Below are 15,060 nucleotides of genomic sequence, written 5' to 3'. Positions count from 1 at the left end.
CCCCCCCGCCGGTCCACGAGGCGGCCGTCACCGTCGTGGGAACGCCGGTGACGGCGGGTGCGCGCTGTCGGGCTGCGGTTGCGGGGCGGTGTGGAGCCGTTTTACTGGGATTACCGGGGTGGGGCGTCCGTCGGGGATACCGGTGTGCGGGTCCGCTGTGGCCTGGCCGGAGGAATTCCAGCGAAAGGATTTCCATGGGTACGTTCAGGAGAGTTTCGGTTCCGCTGGCCACCGCCGTCCTGTTGACCGGGTCCGCTGCCGCGCCGGTACTCGCTTCCGCAACTCCGCATTCCCCGCCGTCGGTCGAGGCCGACGCCGGGGTGTCCGCGAAAGCCGCGTCCGCGAAAGCCGTCTCCGCGAAGGCGGGGTCCATGAAAGCGGGGGAGACGGTGAAGCTGAAGAAGAGCAAGTACGGAAAGATCCTGGTGGACGGGAAGGGGCGGACGCTCTACCTCTTCGAGAAGGACAAGAGGAACAAGAGCGACTGCAAGGACGACTGCGCCACGGCGTGGCCTCCGATGACGGTGAAGAACAAGGCGCGGGCGGGCAAGGGCGTCATGAAGTCCGAGCTGAAGACGGTGAAGCGGGACAAGGGCGAGAAGCAGGTCACTTACCACGGTCATCCGCTGTACCGGTTCGAGGAGGACCGGAAGCCGGGGCAGACCAACGGGCAGGGCGTCGATCAGTTCGGTGCCAAGTGGTACGTCGTCGACGCGAAGGGCAAGGCGGTGCTGCACGAGCGGAAGGACGGGTCTCCCGACCCGGGGGAGGGTGACGGCGGGTACTGAGCGGCCCCCCGGGGACTGCCTGGCGGCCTGGTTTCCCGGCTGCCCGGCTGCCCGGCTGCCCGGCTGCGGCTCCCCGAGTGCGCGGGTGCGCGGGGCGCGCGAGTGCGCGACCGGGCTGGTGGAGGAGGCGCGTCCCGGCGGCTCGGCGTCTCGGCGCTGCTGAGGCTGCTGAGGCTGCCGGGGCGCCCGTCTGTCCGGGCCCGGGCCCGCCGGGGCGTCCGGGGCGTCCGGGGTGTCCGGGCCGTTCGAGGTGTCCGGGCTGTCAGGGCCGTCCCCGCCGGGGGAGCCGTGCGGCGGGGGCGCGAAACCGGCTGGTGAAGGGCGTGCGCAGGGGTGGTGCGCGACGGCGGGGAGGGCGAGTACCCTACGGGAGATTTTCTTGCCTTTCTCCCGGTAGGCGCGGGCTGTCGACGGAGAGTGCCCGACACGTCGCGACCGGGCCGATCCCGAGGACGCCCGTTGGATTCGCTGAACTCTTTCATCCTGGACGTCAACGACGTCTTCTGGGCCTACTACCTCATACCCCTGGTCGTGGGCGCAGCGTTGTTCTTCACCTTCCGGTCCCGGGCCGTGCAGATACGCCTGCTGCCCGAGATGTTCCGGGTACTGCGGGACAAGGCGCAGACCGGGCCCGACGGCAGCAAGCAGGTCTCCTCGTTCAAGGCGTTCACGATCTCCGCCGCCGCGCGGGTCGGCACCGGCAACATCGCCGGTGTCGCGACGGCCATCACGGCGGGCGGCGCCGGCGCGGTCTTCTGGATGTGGGTCATGGCCCTGCTGGGCGCGGCCTCGGCGTTCGTCGAGTCCTCGCTGGCGCAGCTGTACAAGGTGCGCAACAAGAAGGAGTCGGGGAACGCGGCCGGCACCTACCGCGGCGGCCCCGCGTACTACATGCAGCACGGCCTGGGGAAGCGCTGGGCCGGGCTGGTCTTCGCCGTCGTCATCACGCTGACCTTCGGCTTCGTCTTCAACGCCGTGCAGTCCAACACCATCGCCTCGGTGGCGCGCGGCTCGCTGGGCGACGGGATCCCCGAGGCGGGCATCGGGCTGGTGCTGGTGCTGCTGCTCGGTGCCGTGGTCTTCGGCGGGGTGCGCCGGGTCGCGGCCGTCTCCTCGGTGGTGGTGCCGGTGATGGCGGTGCTGTACCTGGTGCTGGGTGCGGCCGTCGTCGTCCTCAACATCGGTGATGTGCCGCGGGTGCTGGCCGACATCGTCGGTGGCGCGTTCGGTGTCCGCGAGGTCGCGGGCGGCGCCCTGGGCGCGGCGATCCAGCAGGGTGTGCGGCGCGGCATGTTCTCCAACGAGGCGGGGCTCGGCTCGGCGCCGAACGCGGCCGCGACGGCCGAGGTCACCCACCCGGTCAAGCAGGGGCTGGTGCAGACGCTCGGGGTGTTCTTCGACACCCTGCTGATCTGCTCGATGACCGCGTTCATCATCCTCACCTCCAACCCGTCGCTCTCCGAGCGGGCCGGTGCCGATCTGACGCAGTCGGCGCTCACCGGGACGCTCGGCGGCTGGGCCGGACATGTGCTGACGGTCGTCGTCTTCCTGCTCGCCTTCTCGACGCTGATCGGGAACTACTACTACGGCGAGTCGAACATCCAGTTCATGACGGGGAAGCGGTGGGCGCTGCCCAGCTACCGGGTGCTGGTGCTCGTCGCCGTCTTCGCGGGGGCGCTCGGCTCCGTCGACGTCGTGTGGAACCTCGCGGACGTGTTCATGGGCGGTATGGCACTGGTGAACCTGCTGGCGATCCTGCCGCTGTCCGCCATCGCCTGGAAGCTGCTGGACGACTATCTGGCCCAGCGGCGCGACGGCCTCGACCCGGTGTTCACCCGCGAGCGGGTGCCGGGGCTGCCCGGCCGGATCGAGTGCTGGGAGGGCGAGCGGGCGTCCTCGTCGGAGCCCGTCGCCGAACGCTGAGCCCGTCGCCGAACACTGAGCCCGTCCGCCCGGGCGCCGAGCTTGCCTCCGCAGGCGAGTCCGCCGACGGGTTGCCGGTTCGGCAACTTTCCTTTGCCGGGGCGGGGCCGTTGCCGCAGCCTGCGCTCAGGTCCGAGGGCGGCGCGGCCGCGCCGCCGGTGAGGCGAAGGAGGAGCCCGATGTCCGAGGCGACGGAGCGCGGCGCAGCCTGCGGGAACGGCCAGGAGCCGGAGTCCGAGCAGGAGCGCTGGGACGCGATGTACCGGGAGCGCGCGCAGGTGTGGAGCGGGAACGCCAACGTCGCGCTCGTGAAGGAGGTCGACGGGCTGGAGCCCGGCACGGCGCTGGATCTGGGGTGCGGTGAGGGCGCCGACACCATCTGGCTCGCCGCGCGGGGCTGGCGGGTGACGGGCGTCGACATCTCGGCGGTGGCGCTGGAGCGCGCTCGGCGGCACGGTGCCGACGCCGGTGTGGCCGACCGTGTCAGCTGGGAGCAGTGCGATCTGGCCGACCCGGACGCCTTCCCGGCCGGCCCGTTCGACCTGGTGTCCGCGCACTATCTGCACACCTGGGGCGAGATGCCGCGCGAGCGCATCCTGCGGGACGCTGCGGCGGCCGTCGCCCCCGGCGGCACCCTGCTCATCGTCGGCCACGAGGGGCCGCCGAGCTGGGACAACGGCGAGCACGCCGATGTCGTCCTGCCGACGGCCGACGAGGTGCTGGCCTCGCTCGAACTGCCCGCCGGGGAGTGGGAGGTGCTGCGGGCCGAGCCCTTCGAGCGGGTGCACAACGATCCCGAGGGACGGCCCGGTACCCGCACGGACAACGTCCTGAAGGCCCGCCGGACGTCCCGGACCGGCTGAGGACGAGGCCGGGCCCGAGGCCGGGTCCGAGGCCGGGCCCGGGCCCGAGCCCGAGGGCGCGCCTGACGCCGAGGCTCGCCGTGCCGGGGACCTTGCGGAGAACCCGGAGTGTCCGGGCTCTCCGCAAGGGTTCCCCTCGCAGGGCGAGCGGCCCGTCAGGACGAGCAGCTCGTCAGGACGAGCCGTCCGTCAGGACGAGTGGCTCGTCAGGGCGAGGCCGGGGCCGGTGCCGGTTCCGGGTCCGGCTTGGGGTGGGGGCCCGGTCCGGTGCCGGTGGAGGAGGTGGACGGGGAGGACTCCTGGGCCGGGGCGTTCAGTTCGGTCAGCATCTGCTTGCTGAAGCCGAAGAAGTAGGTGGCGATGAACCCGGCCACATAGCCCGCGAGCAGCCCCACGCCGTAGATGGCGGCGATCGCGCCGAGCCCGTGGTTGCCCTTCAGCAGCGGGAAGAGGGCCCAGCCGGAGGGGCCGATGGCGGTGGAGCCCACCGAGGTGCCCAGCTGGTAGAAGAGGCCGACGACGCCGCCGCCGAACGCGCCGCCCACGCACGCCGTGATGAACGGGCGGCCCAGCGGCAGCGAGACGCCGTAGATCAGCGGTTCGCCGACGCCGAGGAAGCCGGCCGGCAGCGCGGAGCGGATCGTCTTGCGGACGGAGAGGTTGCGGCGCAGCCGCAGGTAGATGGCGACCGCGGCGCCCACCTGCCCGGCACCGGCCATGGCCAGGATCGGCAGCAGCACGGTGTAGCCGTTCTGCTCGATCAGCGTGGTGTGGATGGGGATGAGGGCCTGGTGCAGGCCCAGCATGACCAGCGGCAGGAAGAGCCCGCCGAGGACGAACCCGGCGGCGGCACCGCCGTGCTGGAGCAGCCAGTCGGCGACGTGTCCGATGCCGGTGGCGATCTCGCCGCACACGTACATCAGCCCGAACAGGGTGACGAGCCCGGCGACGAGGACCGTGACCGTCGGGGTGACCAGCACATCCACGGCGGTGGGCACGATCCGGCGGCAGCCCTTCTCCACGTACACCGCCAGCAGCGCCGCGAACAGGGCGCCGAGCACGCCGCCCTGGCCGGGTGCCAGCTTCTCCCCGAACGCCGAGACGTCCGCGACCCCGGGGAAGACGATCACCGCTGCCGCGGCGCCGCCCAGCACCGGCGTCCCGCCGAACTCGCGCGCCGTGTTGATGCCGACGAACACCGCCAGCAGCGACATGAACCCGTTCGAGATCGCCGTCAGCGCCGGGGTGAGGGCGGGCAGCCAACCGGCGTTGGTGAACAGCCCGTTGAGGCCCGCGACGATGCCGCAGCCGATCAGCGCAGGGATGAGCGGCACGAAGATGTTCGCGATACGGCGCAGCATCAGCTTCACCGGCGTCGCGTTCTTCTGCTTGCGGGCGGCGCGGATGGCGGCGCCCTCGGCGGCGAGTTCCTCGGCCGTGCGGGGCCGGTGCTCGTCACCGTCCGGTGCGGGGGACGAGGCCGGGGCCGAGTCGTCCCGCGCCGCCGCGCCCGCCTCGACGAGGGAGGCGAACTCGGGGGCGATGCGGGCGACCTTTCCGGGGCCGAGCACGATCTGGTACGTGTCGTCCTCGACGACGCCCAGCACCTCGGGCAGCGCCTTGAGGGGCTCGTCCCGGACGAGGGAGCGGTCGGCGAGTCCGAGCCGCATACGCGTCATGCAGTTGTCGACGGAGGTGACGTTCGCCGCGCCTCCCACCAGGGGGAGGATCGCCTCCGCGATCCGGCGGTCGGGGCTGCCCGTGCCGCCGTTCTCGGGCCCCGTGCTGTCGGGGCTACCTGCGGGGTCTGTGTGGTCTCTGCTCATGGTGCGGTCGCTCTTCTTTGAGTCGGGCCATGGGGCGGGCGGTGGAAAGGGACCGGTTCGGTTTCACGTGGTGCCAGTCGGAAGGGGTCGGATGGGCACTGTTCCTGAGTCCGCTGCTTCTGCGGTTTCTGCGGTTCCTGCCGTTCTTGCGGTTCCTGCGGTTGCCTGTGGCTTGTGCTGCCGGCGCTCGCTGCACTGTCGCTGTCGCTGCCGTCGCCGGGGGATCTGCCGTGGCTGCTGCCTCAGCTGTTCGTGCCGGGGGAGGACCCGGGAGCGGGGGCGTGGCCGGAGGCCGGGGCCGCGGCCAGCGCGGCGCGCAGATGTCCGTGCGCCTCGTCGAGCAGACGCGCGGCGGTCGGTCCGTCGACGCCGCCGAGGACGACCAGGATCGCGTTCTTGACCTCGCCGTCCGTCGCGGTGAGCGCCGCCTCGATCTCGTCGTCCGGCGCCCCCGTGGCCAGCGCGACGATACGGCGGGAGCGGGCCCGCAGCTTCTCGTTCGAGGCGCGCACGTCCACCATCAGGTTTCCGTACGTCTTGCCCAGCCGGATCATCGTGATCGTCGAGAGCATGTTGAGGACGAGCTTCTGTGCCGTGCCCGCCTTCAGCCGGGTCGAGCCGGCCAGCAGTTCGGGGCCGACGACGACCTCGATGCCGTGCTCGGCGGCGTCGGCGAGCGCCGAGCCGGCGTTGCACGACAGCCCGATGGTGAGCGCTCCGTAGGTCTCCCGCGCGTGCCGGACGGCGCCGACGGCGTACGGGGTGCGGCCCGAGGCGGAGATGCCGACCACCGTGTCGTCGCTGGTCAGCCCCAGCGCGTCCAGGTCCTCCGCCGCGGCGCGGGGGCTGTCCTCCGCGCCCTCGACGGCGCTGACCATGGCCTCGGGCCCGCCGGCGATCAGCCCGGTCACCTGCCCGGGCGCGGTGTTGAACGTGGGCGGGCACTCGCTGGCGTCCAGCACGCCCATCCGCCCGGCCGTGCCGGCACCGGCGTACAGCAGCCGGCCGCCGCGCGCCATGCGGTCGGCGACGGCGTCGATCGCGGCGGCGATGGCGGGGACCTGCTCGGCGACGGCGGCCGGGACGGTGGCGTCCTCGCCGTTCATGATCCGGGCGATCTCCTCGGTGGACTGCCGGTCGATCTCGGCCAGTTCGCTGCGGACGGCCTCGGTCGTCATCGACTCCAGCTGGCTGCGCAGCAGGTCGGCGGCGGGCCGGCCGGAGCCGGTCGCGGGCGGCTGCGGGCCGTCGCCGGGCTCCTGGGGCGGGGTGAGGTGCGAGACATGCGGTGTCATGCGGTGCGGCTCTCCGGGGGGTGGGGCGGGTGGAACGGGGGAACGAACGGTCGGATCTTCGGGCCAAGCCGGGCCGGGCCCGGCGGCGGACGGCCGCCGGACGGCCGGCCGGTGGCCTGCCGGGGCCGGGGCCGTCGTGCGGTCCGGCGGAGGCCCGGCCGGACCTCCGGTGCGGATGCGGTCCGTCGGCGACGGGTCCGCGGGCGCCGGGGCCCGGGCGGACGGGGCGGGGAACGTCCGGGGACGTTCGGTGAACAGCGACGTTCAGGAAGAGCGACGTTCAGGAACAGTGAGGACGTTCCGGGGCGGTCCGGGAAGGGGGCGGGGGTGTCCGTGCGGGGGTCATCGGTGGCGGGGCCGGGGCGAGTGGCGGTGCACCAGCGCCTCGTAGGAGGCGGACAGCGCGGGCGCCGCCGTCTCGTAGGTGCGCTGGGCGACGCCTATGAACAGGCAGTCGACGACGAGGAGTTGACTCGTCCGGCTGGACATCGCCGCCGGCCGCAGCTCGCTCTCCCGGGCCGTCGAGGTGGTCAGCACATGGTCGGCGTAGGAGGTGACCTCGCCGTCCGGCCGTCCGGTGACCGCGATCGTCGTCGCGCCGTGCTCGAAGGCCACCCGCAGTGGCTCTATGACGTCCACGGTCCGGCCCGAGTGCGTGATGGCGAGGGCGACATCGCCGGGGCGCAGCTGGACGGCGTTGGTGACGGCGAGATGGGGGTCCGTGTGCGCGTGGGCGACCAGTCCGATGCGCAGCAGCTTCTGTGCGAGGTCCTGGCCGACCAGGCTGGAGGCGCCGATCCCGTACACGTCCACGCGCCGGGCCCCCGCGAGCGCGCCGACGGCCGCCTCCAGCTGTGCGGTGTCCAGCCCGGCCGCCGTGTCCGCGAGGGTCTGCTGCTCGTCGTGCGCGAGCTTGGTGACGACATCCGCCAGGGGGTCGTCCACCGCGATGTCGGCGGTGACGGCCGGTGCGGCACCGGACTCCTGCTGCGCCGCGAGGCCCGCGAGGGCCAGCCGCAGATCCCGGTACCCGGGGTAGCCGAGCAGTCGCGAGGTGCGCACCACGGTGGCCTCGCTGGTGCCGGTGCGCTCCGCGAGTCCGGTGACCGTCAGCTGTGCGCAGCCCGCCGGGTCGTTCGCGACGGCCTCGGCGACGCGCTGCATGGAGCGGGTCAGCGACGGTGCCATCGTGCGGACCTTCGCGGCCAGCGCGGCGGGACTCTGGCCGCCGCCGCGCACGGACGCGCCGCGCTGCGCCGGGCGTCCCACGGCGGGGCCGCGCGCCCCGGGGCCGCGTATGCCGGAGCTCTGTGCGCCGGGGCCCCGGGAGCCCGGGTCCCGGGCGCCCGAGGGGTCCCGCGGGCCTCTGGAGTCCCGCGGCCCCGGGGAGAAACTTTCCTTCACTTCGCTCGTCACAGGCGGAAAATATTTCCAAACGACTCGGTCGTCAATGGTCACGCAGTGGTGCAATGGAGATATGGAACCGATGGAGCCCGAACAGCAGGAGGCCCTGGAGAAGGCCCTGCACGCCGCTCGCGCGCTGGTCCTCGCCGATCTGGAGGCGGGGGACGTGGCCCGCGCCGACATCGTCTCCCTCGTCGAGGAGTCGGTCTCGCACCGCCGCTGGTGGGTGGGGCAGTGGCCGGAAGGGGTCGCCTACGTCGACGGCCTCGTGGCGCAGGACGTCCAGGACGCCCTCCTGGAGCGGTACGGGCGCTGGCCCGTCTGCCCCGTGTGCGTCGGCTCCGACCCGCACGCACTCGACGTCGAACCCGAGCTGGGCGAGGACCCGCACTGGGTGTGTGCGAAGACCTCGACCGTCGTCGCGCGCGTCGGCTCGCTCGGCACCCGGTTGTGACCGTCTACATCGACCCGCCCAACTGGCCGGGGCACGGGCGGATGTGGTCGCACCTCGTCAGCGATGTCTCCTTCGACGAGCTGCACGACTTCGCCGCCGCCGTCGGCTGTCCGCGCCGTGCGTTCGACGGGGACCACTACGACGTGCCCGCCGCGCGGTACGGGGAGGCCGTGCGGGCCGGTGCGGTCGAGGTCGGCTCCAAGGAGTTGGTGCGGAGGCTGGTCGAGGCGGGGCTTCGGCGGCGCAAGCGGGGGTGACGTCCGTCGGGACCCTCGCTGTCGTCTCTCCTTGACGTCTTTCTTCCTCGGTGGTGTCTCTCGTCCTCGCGACCTTTTTGCCCCTTGGCCTCTCGTGCCTTGGTGTCCGTGTCGTTCGGTGGTGTTCAGGCGTCGCGCCAGGGCGCTCGTCCTCAAACGCCGGACGGGCTTCATGTGTCTCCGTGCGCCGGACGGGCTTCAGTTGCCTCAAGCGCCGGGCGGGCTACTTCGTGGTGGGCCCGTGAGGGTGTGGGCGAGGGTGGTGACGGCTTCGGTGAGGCGGGTGGGGGGTGTGGCGGCGTAGCCGAGGACGAGGCCCGGGGTGCCGGGGCGGCACCGGTGCCAGCCGAGCGGATGCACCTTGACGCCCCGGGCCAGCGCCGCGGCGGCGAGCGCGACGTCGTCCCCGGCGGTGTCCGGGAACGTCACCGTCAGATGCAGCCCGGCGGCGGCCCCGTGCACCCGGGCGTCGGGCAGCCGTGCGCCCAGCGCGTCGACCATCGCGTCCCGCCGCCGGCGGTGCCGGCTTCGTAGCTGCCGCCAGTGCCGTTCCAGCGCGCCGGAGGTCATCAGCCGGGCCAGCACCAGCTGCGGCAGCACCGGGCTGCCGAGGTCGGCGTACCGCTTGGCCTCGATCAGGGGTTCGCGCAGCCGGCGGGGAGCGAGCAGCCAGCCGATGCGCAGCCCGGGCGCCAGCAGTTTCGAGGCGCTGCCCAGGTAGACGACGTGCTCGGGCAGCATCGCGCGCAGTGCGGGGGTCGGCGGCCGGTCGTAGCGGTGCTCGGCGTCGTAGTCGTCCTCGACGATCAGTCCGCCGTCGGACTCCGCCCACCGCCGCAGCTCCCGACGGCGCGCGCCGGCGAGCACCACCCCCATGGGGAACTGGTGCGCGGGGGTGAGCATGGCGGCGGGTGCGCCGCTCGCGCACAGCTCCCGCACCAGGATCCCGTCCTCGTCGACGGGCACCGGCAGCGTCTCCATCCCCCAGTGCCGGACGGCCTGCCGGGAGCCGAGCGAGCCGGGGTCCTCGACGGCGAGGGTGCGCAGGCCCGTGGGGAGCAGCGCCTGGGCGAGCAGGCCGAGCGCCTGGGCGGCGCCGGAGACGATCAGCACCTCGTCGGGCGCGGCCCGGATCCCGCGGGTACGGGCCAGCCACGCGGTGACGGCCTGCCGCAGCTCGGGCGCCCCGCGCGGATCGCCGTATCCCAGGGCGGCGGCCGGGTCGCCGTCGAGCGCGGCCCGCTCGGCCCGGAGCCAGGCGGCGCGGGGGAACGCGCCGAGGTCCGGGGTGCCGGGGGTCAGGTCCCAGGTGGCGGGTGCGGCGCGCAGGGCGTCGAAGACCTCCTGGTCGGGTGCCGGCAGCGGCGCGGGGAACCGGGGCGGGGCGGCGGGTACCGGGCCGGGCGCGGCGGCGCGGGGCGGGACCGCGACGACCACGGTTCCCCGCCGGCCGGCCCCGGCGACGTGCCCGTCCTCGGCGAGCCGGCGGTACGCCTCGGTCACCACGCCGCGGGAGACGCCGAGTTCGGCGGCGAGGGTGCGGGTCGCGGGCAGCGTGGCGCCGGGCCGGAGGCGGCCGTCGACGAGTGCGGACCGCAGCTGGTCGGTCAGCCAGTCGGCGAGCCCGTGCCGGGGGGCCTGCGCGGGATCGAGCTGGAGGAAGTCCGTTCCGCTGCCGGGCGGCGGTCCCGTCGGCGTTTCGGACCGGTTGCCGGCCCCGTCTATGGATCTTTCCACCGGGCCATTGTGCGACGAGGCTGATCCGTGCCGACCCCGGACCCGGGGTGATGCGGCAGGGAGAGAGCCGTTGCGGCGCGGCAGCGGCCGGGCGGTGCACAGAGAGCCGTTGCGGCGTGGGAGCGCCGAACGCGGCGTGGAGAAAGGAGCGTCGGCAGTGACGAGGGGACCGGAGGGGGCGGCGGCGCTGCCGTCGGCGGGCGGCACCGGGGCGTCGGGCCCGGGCGGGAGCGGTGGACGGCGGGAGGCGGCCGGCTATGTGCACGGCTACACCGCACACGAGGCGCGGCGGCTGGACGATCAGGCGCAGACGCTGGCCGGGCTGTTGCACGCGGGCACGGCGTATCCGGACGGCAGCCGGGTGCTGGAGATCGGCTGCGGTGTCGGGGCGCAGACCCGGCATCTGGTGGCGGCCGGCCCCGGGGCGCGGTACGTGTGCGTGGACCGCTCGCCGGAGTCACTGGAGACGGCCCGTCGGCGACTCGCGCCGAGCGGTGCCGACCTCACCTGGCAGTGCGCCGACGCCCGGCAACTCCCGTACGAGGAAGGCGAGTTCGACCATGCCTTCGTCTGCTTCCTGCTGGAGCACCTGCCCGATCCGGAGCGTGCGCTGGCCGAGGCGCGCCGGGTCCTGCGGCCCGGTGGCACGCTCACCGTGATCGAGGGCGATCACGGTTCGGCGTTCCACCATCCGCCGAGCCGGTACGCGCAGCGGGCCATCGACTGTCTGGTGCGGTTGCAGGCGGTCGACGGCGGTGACGGGCTCATCGGCCGCGCCCTGCGACCGCTGCTGGCCCGTGCGGGGTTCGCGGACATCGAGGTCGCACCGCGCACGGTGTATGTGGACGCGGGCCGTCCGCACCTGTTCGACAGCTTCACCCGGCAGACGTTCACCGCCATGATCGAGGGCGTGGGCGACCGGGCCGTCGCCGCCGGGCTGATGTCCCGCGCCGACTGGGAGCGGGCCGTCGCGGACCTGCTGCGCACCGCCGGGCCGGACGGGACCTTCCACTACACCTTCTTCAAGGCCGTGGCCCGTCGACCGTGAGCGTGAGGCTCTCCGGGAGCGCCGCGCAGGCCGCGCGGGTGCGGGCGGCCAACTCGTCGATGCCGGGGGCCTCCACGGCGCGGGGAGCGCCGGCGGTGCCGGAACCCCCGGGCGTGCCGGAGGCGTCGGGTGTGCCGGTGGGCTGGGAGGCGTCGGCCGGGCCGGGGGCGACGGCGAGGGCCACCCAGCTCTCCATCGCCCAGTGGAAGGCGGCGACGACCATGTCCACCGCGAGCCGCGGCCGTGGATCGTCCTCGGTCCGCAGGCCGAACCGTTCGTCCAGTACGGCCAGCGCCCGGTGGCTGGTCTCCTCGCAGAACCGCAGCCCGTGCGCGTTCATCGACGGTGTCCTGCCGGCCAGTTGACGGCTGAGCAGGACGCGGCCCGCCCAGGCGCCGTCCCGGCCGGTCCGGTCCGGCCCGGCGCCCGCCGTCCGCATCCGCTCCAGCGCGGCGAGCAGCGAGTCGCGGAGCACGTCCAGCAGCGTGCGGCCGTCGGGCGTACCGGCCCGCAGTTCCTCCAGCCAGGCCAGCCACAGGTCCTGTGTCGGGGCCATGGCGACATCTTCCTTGCTGGTGAAGTGCCGGAAGAAGGTGCGCTTGGAGGTCTCGACGGTGTCGCACAGCTCGTCGAGGGTCACCCCGCCGAAGCCGCGCGCGGTGAACAGCTCCAGCGCCGTGTCGATCAGGGTTTCCCGGGTGCGGAGCTTCTTGCGTTCCCGCAGCGGGAGGCGTGCGCCGCCTTCGCCCTGTCCGCCGGCCGGCTTGTCGTTCCCCATGGTGCGCAGCGTACCGGAGGGGTGAATACCTCCCGGATTCCAATGCCACTTGCTGGCTAGTGCCTCTCAGTGGCATAAAGGGGGCGACCACCCGCCGCACGGAAGGTGCACCCATGCGTGCTCTGCTCGTCGACCGCTCCGCCCCCGCCGGGCTCCGCCTCGCCGAGGCGCCCGACCCCGAACCCGCCCCGCACCAGGCCCTCGTGCGTGTGTCGGCGACCTCCCTCAACTACGGCGAGGTGCGCGGCGGCCTCCCGGCGGCGCCGGACGGGGCCGTGCTCGGCTGGGACGCGGCCGGAGTGGTCGAACGGCCGGCCGCCGACGGCACCGGACCGGCGGCCGGCACCCCCGTCGTCACCCTCGGCGCCGACGGAGGCTGGGCGGAGCTGCGCGCCGTCGACACCGGCCTCCTCGGCGTCGTCCCGTCCGGCGCCGACCCCGGCCTGATCAGCACCGTGCCGGTGGCCGGGGGCAGCGCCCTGCGCGGGCTGCACCGGCTCGGGCCGCTGCTCGGCCGCCGCGTCCTGATCACCGGTGCCACCGGCGGTGTCGGCCGGTACGCCGTCCAGCTCGCCCGGCGCGGCGGTGCGGAGGTGGTGGCCTCCACCGGCTCGCCCGACAAGCACGCGGAGGCGCTGCGCCGCCTCGGCGCCCACGAGGTGGTGCCGGGCCCGGACGCCGTCGAGGAACCCGTGGACGGTGTGCTCGACCTCGTCGGCGGGCAGCAACTCGTCGACGCCTTCGCCGGGTTGCGCAAGCACGGCACCCTCGTCGCCGTCGGCCACTCCGCCCACCAGGACGAGACCTTCCCCTACGGCGCCCTCTTCGGCGCGGGCGAGTCGCACGACCGCACCCTCACCACCTTCCACCTCCTCGGCTGCACCGGCCTCGCCCGCGATCTGACCTGGCTCGCCGCCCGCGTCGCCGCCGGGGATCTGGACGTGCCGACGCCCTGGCGCGGCCCCTGGGACCGCGCCGACGAGGCGATCGACGCCCTCCTCGGCCGCCGCCTGCACGGCAAGGCGGTCCTCGACATCGGCTGAGAGCGGGCCGTCCGCCGCGGGCCCCGGCGCCACCGGACGGTCCCCTGCTCTTCTCCGTGGGTTCCCGCGCCGAGGACGACGAGGTCAGCGAGGACGGCGGGGAGGGCGAAAACACCGAGGACGGCGAGGACAGCGGGGACGGCGAGGAGGGCGAAAACACCGAGGACGCCGAGGACAGCGGGGACGGCGAGGAGGGCGAAAACACCGAGGACGCCGAGGACGCCGAGAACGCCGAGGACGGCGAGAACGGCGAGGAGGGCGAAAACACCGAGGACGGCGAGAACGGCGAGGACGGCGAGGACGCCGAGAACGGCGAGAACAGGGCCCGCTCGATCTCAGGGGACGGGCGGGCCGCGTCCTACCGGGCGTCGAAGTCCGGCAGGGTGAGCGTGCCGTCCTCGGCGAGGGCGAAGCCCGGGTTGTGCGCGATCTCCCAGGCGTGGCCGTCCGGGTCGGTGAAGGTGCCGGAGCGGAAACCGATCGGGTTGACGGACGCGGGCTTCGTGACGGTGCCACCGGCCCGCTCCGCCGCGGCGAGCAGCGCGTCGACCTCCTCGTCCGCGCGGACGTTGTGCGCCAGCACGATCCCGCCGAATCCGCCCGTCGCCCGGCCAGGGTCCAGACCGCTGTCCGCCGCGAGCTTCGCACGGTCCCACAGGACCAGCGCCAGCCCGCCGGCCTGGAAGAAGACGGTCTCCTCGACCTCCTGGCCGCGCCAGCCGAGCGCCTCGTAGAAGCCCTTGGACCGCGCCAGATCGCCGACGCCCAGCGTGACCAGAGTGATGCGCTGTTCCATGCCGCCACCGTACGAGCCGAGCCCCCGCCCCGCCCGCCGTGCGCCAGGGGCGGGGGCAGGGCGGGTGTCAGCCGCGGGGGCCGGTGACGGAGCCGAGCAGACGGTGGAGGCGCGGGGGCCCCACCCGGACACCGGCCGCCGCCGCTCCGTCCGGAACCGGAAGCTCCCGGCCCGCGCCCGGTGCGGCGGGCGCCTGTACGAGGACGCTGCGCCCCTGCGTGCTCACCAGGATGTGTGCCGGGCCCGGTCCGCCGGTGGCGCGGAGCGCGTCCGCCATGGCGTCCGCCCAACCGCCCGCCGCCTCCGCGGTGTCGGCCTCCGCCCGGAGGACGACGACGGTGCCGGTGGGCTCCGGTACCGCCGGGCCGTCGACGGTGTGCCGACGCCGGAAGCGGACCAGCCCGGGGCGTTCGATGCCCGGCAGCGCCTCGTCGATCCGCGACACCATGGCCGCGCGGTGCTCCCGCACGAAGGCGAGATGCTCCTCGTCGCTCGTCCACAGCGCGGTGCTGAGCAGGACCCGGCCGTCGTCGCTCCCGAAGCAGGCCAGTTGGAGGAACGCCTCGGGGCGCAGGGTGGTCGCCAGCCCCTGCCACTCGTCGAACAGGGCGTCCGCCGCCGCCTGTTGGCGTTCGGGCGTGTCCACGATCCATTCGCTGAACAGCAGGGTGCCGGCGTCGGGCCGGGTCAGATCCGGCAGCGGGGTGGGGTGCGTCATCGGCCTGTACCTCCCGGGTGTCGAGGCCACAGGATTCGACTTCAACCGAGGTTCACGTCAAGGCCGTCGGCGCGGGGTGGGAGCCCGGCCCGGCCCCCACCGGCTGTCCACCGGCTGTCCACCGGCTGCT

The 15,060-nt window shown here is 74.0% G+C and carries 14 protein-coding genes; 7 read left to right on the top strand and 7 right to left on the bottom strand.

Annotated features, from left to right (window positions below; translation table 11 throughout):
* Positions 1-371: 371 nt before the first annotated feature.
* From SCA03_RS10780 to SCA03_RS10770, 3 genes are all read left to right on the top strand, one after another.
* Positions 372-788: a COG4315 family predicted lipoprotein gene (locus tag SCA03_RS10780; protein ID WP_086814227.1), complete on the top strand. Its 417-nt coding sequence runs from the start codon at positions 372-374 to the stop codon at positions 786-788.
* A 459-nt stretch (positions 789-1,247) separates the two neighbouring features.
* Positions 1,248-2,711: an alanine/glycine:cation symporter family protein gene (locus SCA03_RS10775; protein WP_030886461.1), complete on the top strand. Its 1,464-nt coding sequence runs from the start codon at positions 1,248-1,250 to the stop codon at positions 2,709-2,711.
* A gap of 179 nt (positions 2,712-2,890) precedes the next feature.
* Positions 2,891-3,574 (top strand): class I SAM-dependent methyltransferase, encoded by a 684-nt coding sequence (locus SCA03_RS10770; protein WP_086814229.1) that lies wholly within the window; start codon positions 2,891-2,893, stop codon positions 3,572-3,574.
* A 206-nt stretch (positions 3,575-3,780) separates the two neighbouring features.
* On the opposite strand, the gene SCA03_RS10765 is transcribed toward SCA03_RS10770, so the two are convergent.
* The 3 genes from SCA03_RS10765 to SCA03_RS10755 all read right to left on the bottom strand — a co-directional run bounded on the left by SCA03_RS10765 (position 3,781) and on the right by SCA03_RS10755 (position 7,964).
* Complete coding sequence (locus SCA03_RS10765) at positions 3,781-5,400, bottom strand: PTS transporter subunit EIIC (protein WP_086814231.1); 1,620 nt, start codon at positions 5,398-5,400, stop codon at positions 3,781-3,783.
* 242 nt (positions 5,401-5,642) lie between these two features.
* A complete protein-coding gene (gene murQ / locus SCA03_RS10760; protein ID WP_141275332.1) occupies positions 5,643-6,695 on the bottom strand; it encodes an N-acetylmuramic acid 6-phosphate etherase in 1,053 nt (350 codons plus the stop codon).
* 342 nt (positions 6,696-7,037) lie between these two features.
* Positions 7,038-7,964 (bottom strand): MurR/RpiR family transcriptional regulator, encoded by a 927-nt coding sequence (locus tag SCA03_RS10755; RefSeq protein ID WP_230988578.1) that lies wholly within the window; start codon positions 7,962-7,964, stop codon positions 7,038-7,040.
* 208 nt (positions 7,965-8,172) lie between these two features.
* On the opposite strand from SCA03_RS10755, the gene SCA03_RS10750 reads away from it, so the two are divergent.
* Together SCA03_RS10750 and SCA03_RS10745 are read left to right on the top strand one after the other, a co-directional pair.
* Positions 8,173-8,553: a DUF8819 family protein gene (locus SCA03_RS10750; RefSeq protein WP_030895235.1), complete on the top strand. Its 381-nt coding sequence runs from the start codon at positions 8,173-8,175 to the stop codon at positions 8,551-8,553.
* Positions 8,550-8,810: a DUF4031 domain-containing protein gene (locus SCA03_RS10745; protein WP_086818238.1), complete on the top strand. Its 261-nt coding sequence runs from the start codon at positions 8,550-8,552 to the stop codon at positions 8,808-8,810. The genes SCA03_RS10750 and SCA03_RS10745 overlap by 4 nt, the downstream gene beginning before the upstream one ends.
* Before the next feature lie 207 nt (positions 8,811-9,017).
* Here SCA03_RS10745 and pdxR read toward each other — a convergent pair whose 3' ends face one another.
* Positions 9,018-10,547 carry a MocR-like pyridoxine biosynthesis transcription factor PdxR gene (gene pdxR, locus SCA03_RS10740; protein ID WP_141275330.1) on the bottom strand — a complete coding sequence of 510 codons (1,530 nt, stop codon included), beginning with the start codon at positions 10,545-10,547 and terminating at the stop codon, positions 9,018-9,020.
* 157 nt (positions 10,548-10,704) lie between these two features.
* Between pdxR and SCA03_RS10735 the strand changes: the two genes are divergently transcribed.
* On the top strand, positions 10,705-11,595 hold the full coding sequence (locus tag SCA03_RS10735; RefSeq protein WP_230988577.1) for a methyltransferase domain-containing protein: 891 nt from the start codon (positions 10,705-10,707) through the stop codon (positions 11,593-11,595).
* On the opposite strand, the gene SCA03_RS36765 is transcribed toward SCA03_RS10735, so the two are convergent.
* Entirely contained in the window at positions 11,570-12,373 is an 804-nt protein-coding gene (locus tag SCA03_RS36765; RefSeq protein ID WP_051847096.1) for a TetR/AcrR family transcriptional regulator, read from the bottom strand. The genes SCA03_RS10735 and SCA03_RS36765 overlap by 26 nt on opposite strands.
* Positions 12,374-12,486: 113 nt before the next feature.
* On the opposite strand from SCA03_RS36765, the gene SCA03_RS10725 reads away from it, so the two are divergent.
* Positions 12,487-13,416: a zinc-binding dehydrogenase gene (locus tag SCA03_RS10725; protein WP_030895244.1), complete on the top strand. Its 930-nt coding sequence runs from the start codon at positions 12,487-12,489 to the stop codon at positions 13,414-13,416.
* Between the two features lie 358 nt (positions 13,417-13,774).
* Here SCA03_RS10725 and SCA03_RS10720 read toward each other — a convergent pair whose 3' ends face one another.
* Both SCA03_RS10720 and SCA03_RS10715 read right to left on the bottom strand, forming a co-directional pair.
* On the bottom strand, positions 13,775-14,212 hold the full coding sequence (locus tag SCA03_RS10720; RefSeq protein ID WP_086816324.1) for a VOC family protein: 438 nt from the start codon (positions 14,210-14,212) through the stop codon (positions 13,775-13,777).
* 67 nt (positions 14,213-14,279) lie between these two features.
* Positions 14,280-14,930 (bottom strand): hypothetical protein, encoded by a 651-nt coding sequence (locus SCA03_RS10715; protein ID WP_086816326.1) that lies wholly within the window; start codon positions 14,928-14,930, stop codon positions 14,280-14,282.
* Between the last annotated feature and the right edge of the window lie 130 nt (positions 14,931-15,060).

This window comes from Streptomyces cacaoi, from assembly GCF_006539165.1.
GTDB lineage: Bacteria > Actinomycetota > Actinomycetes > Streptomycetales > Streptomycetaceae > Streptomyces > Streptomyces cacaoi.
The sequence above is the reverse complement of the archived record's forward strand: the minus strand, read 5'-3'. Positions and strand labels throughout refer to the sequence as shown.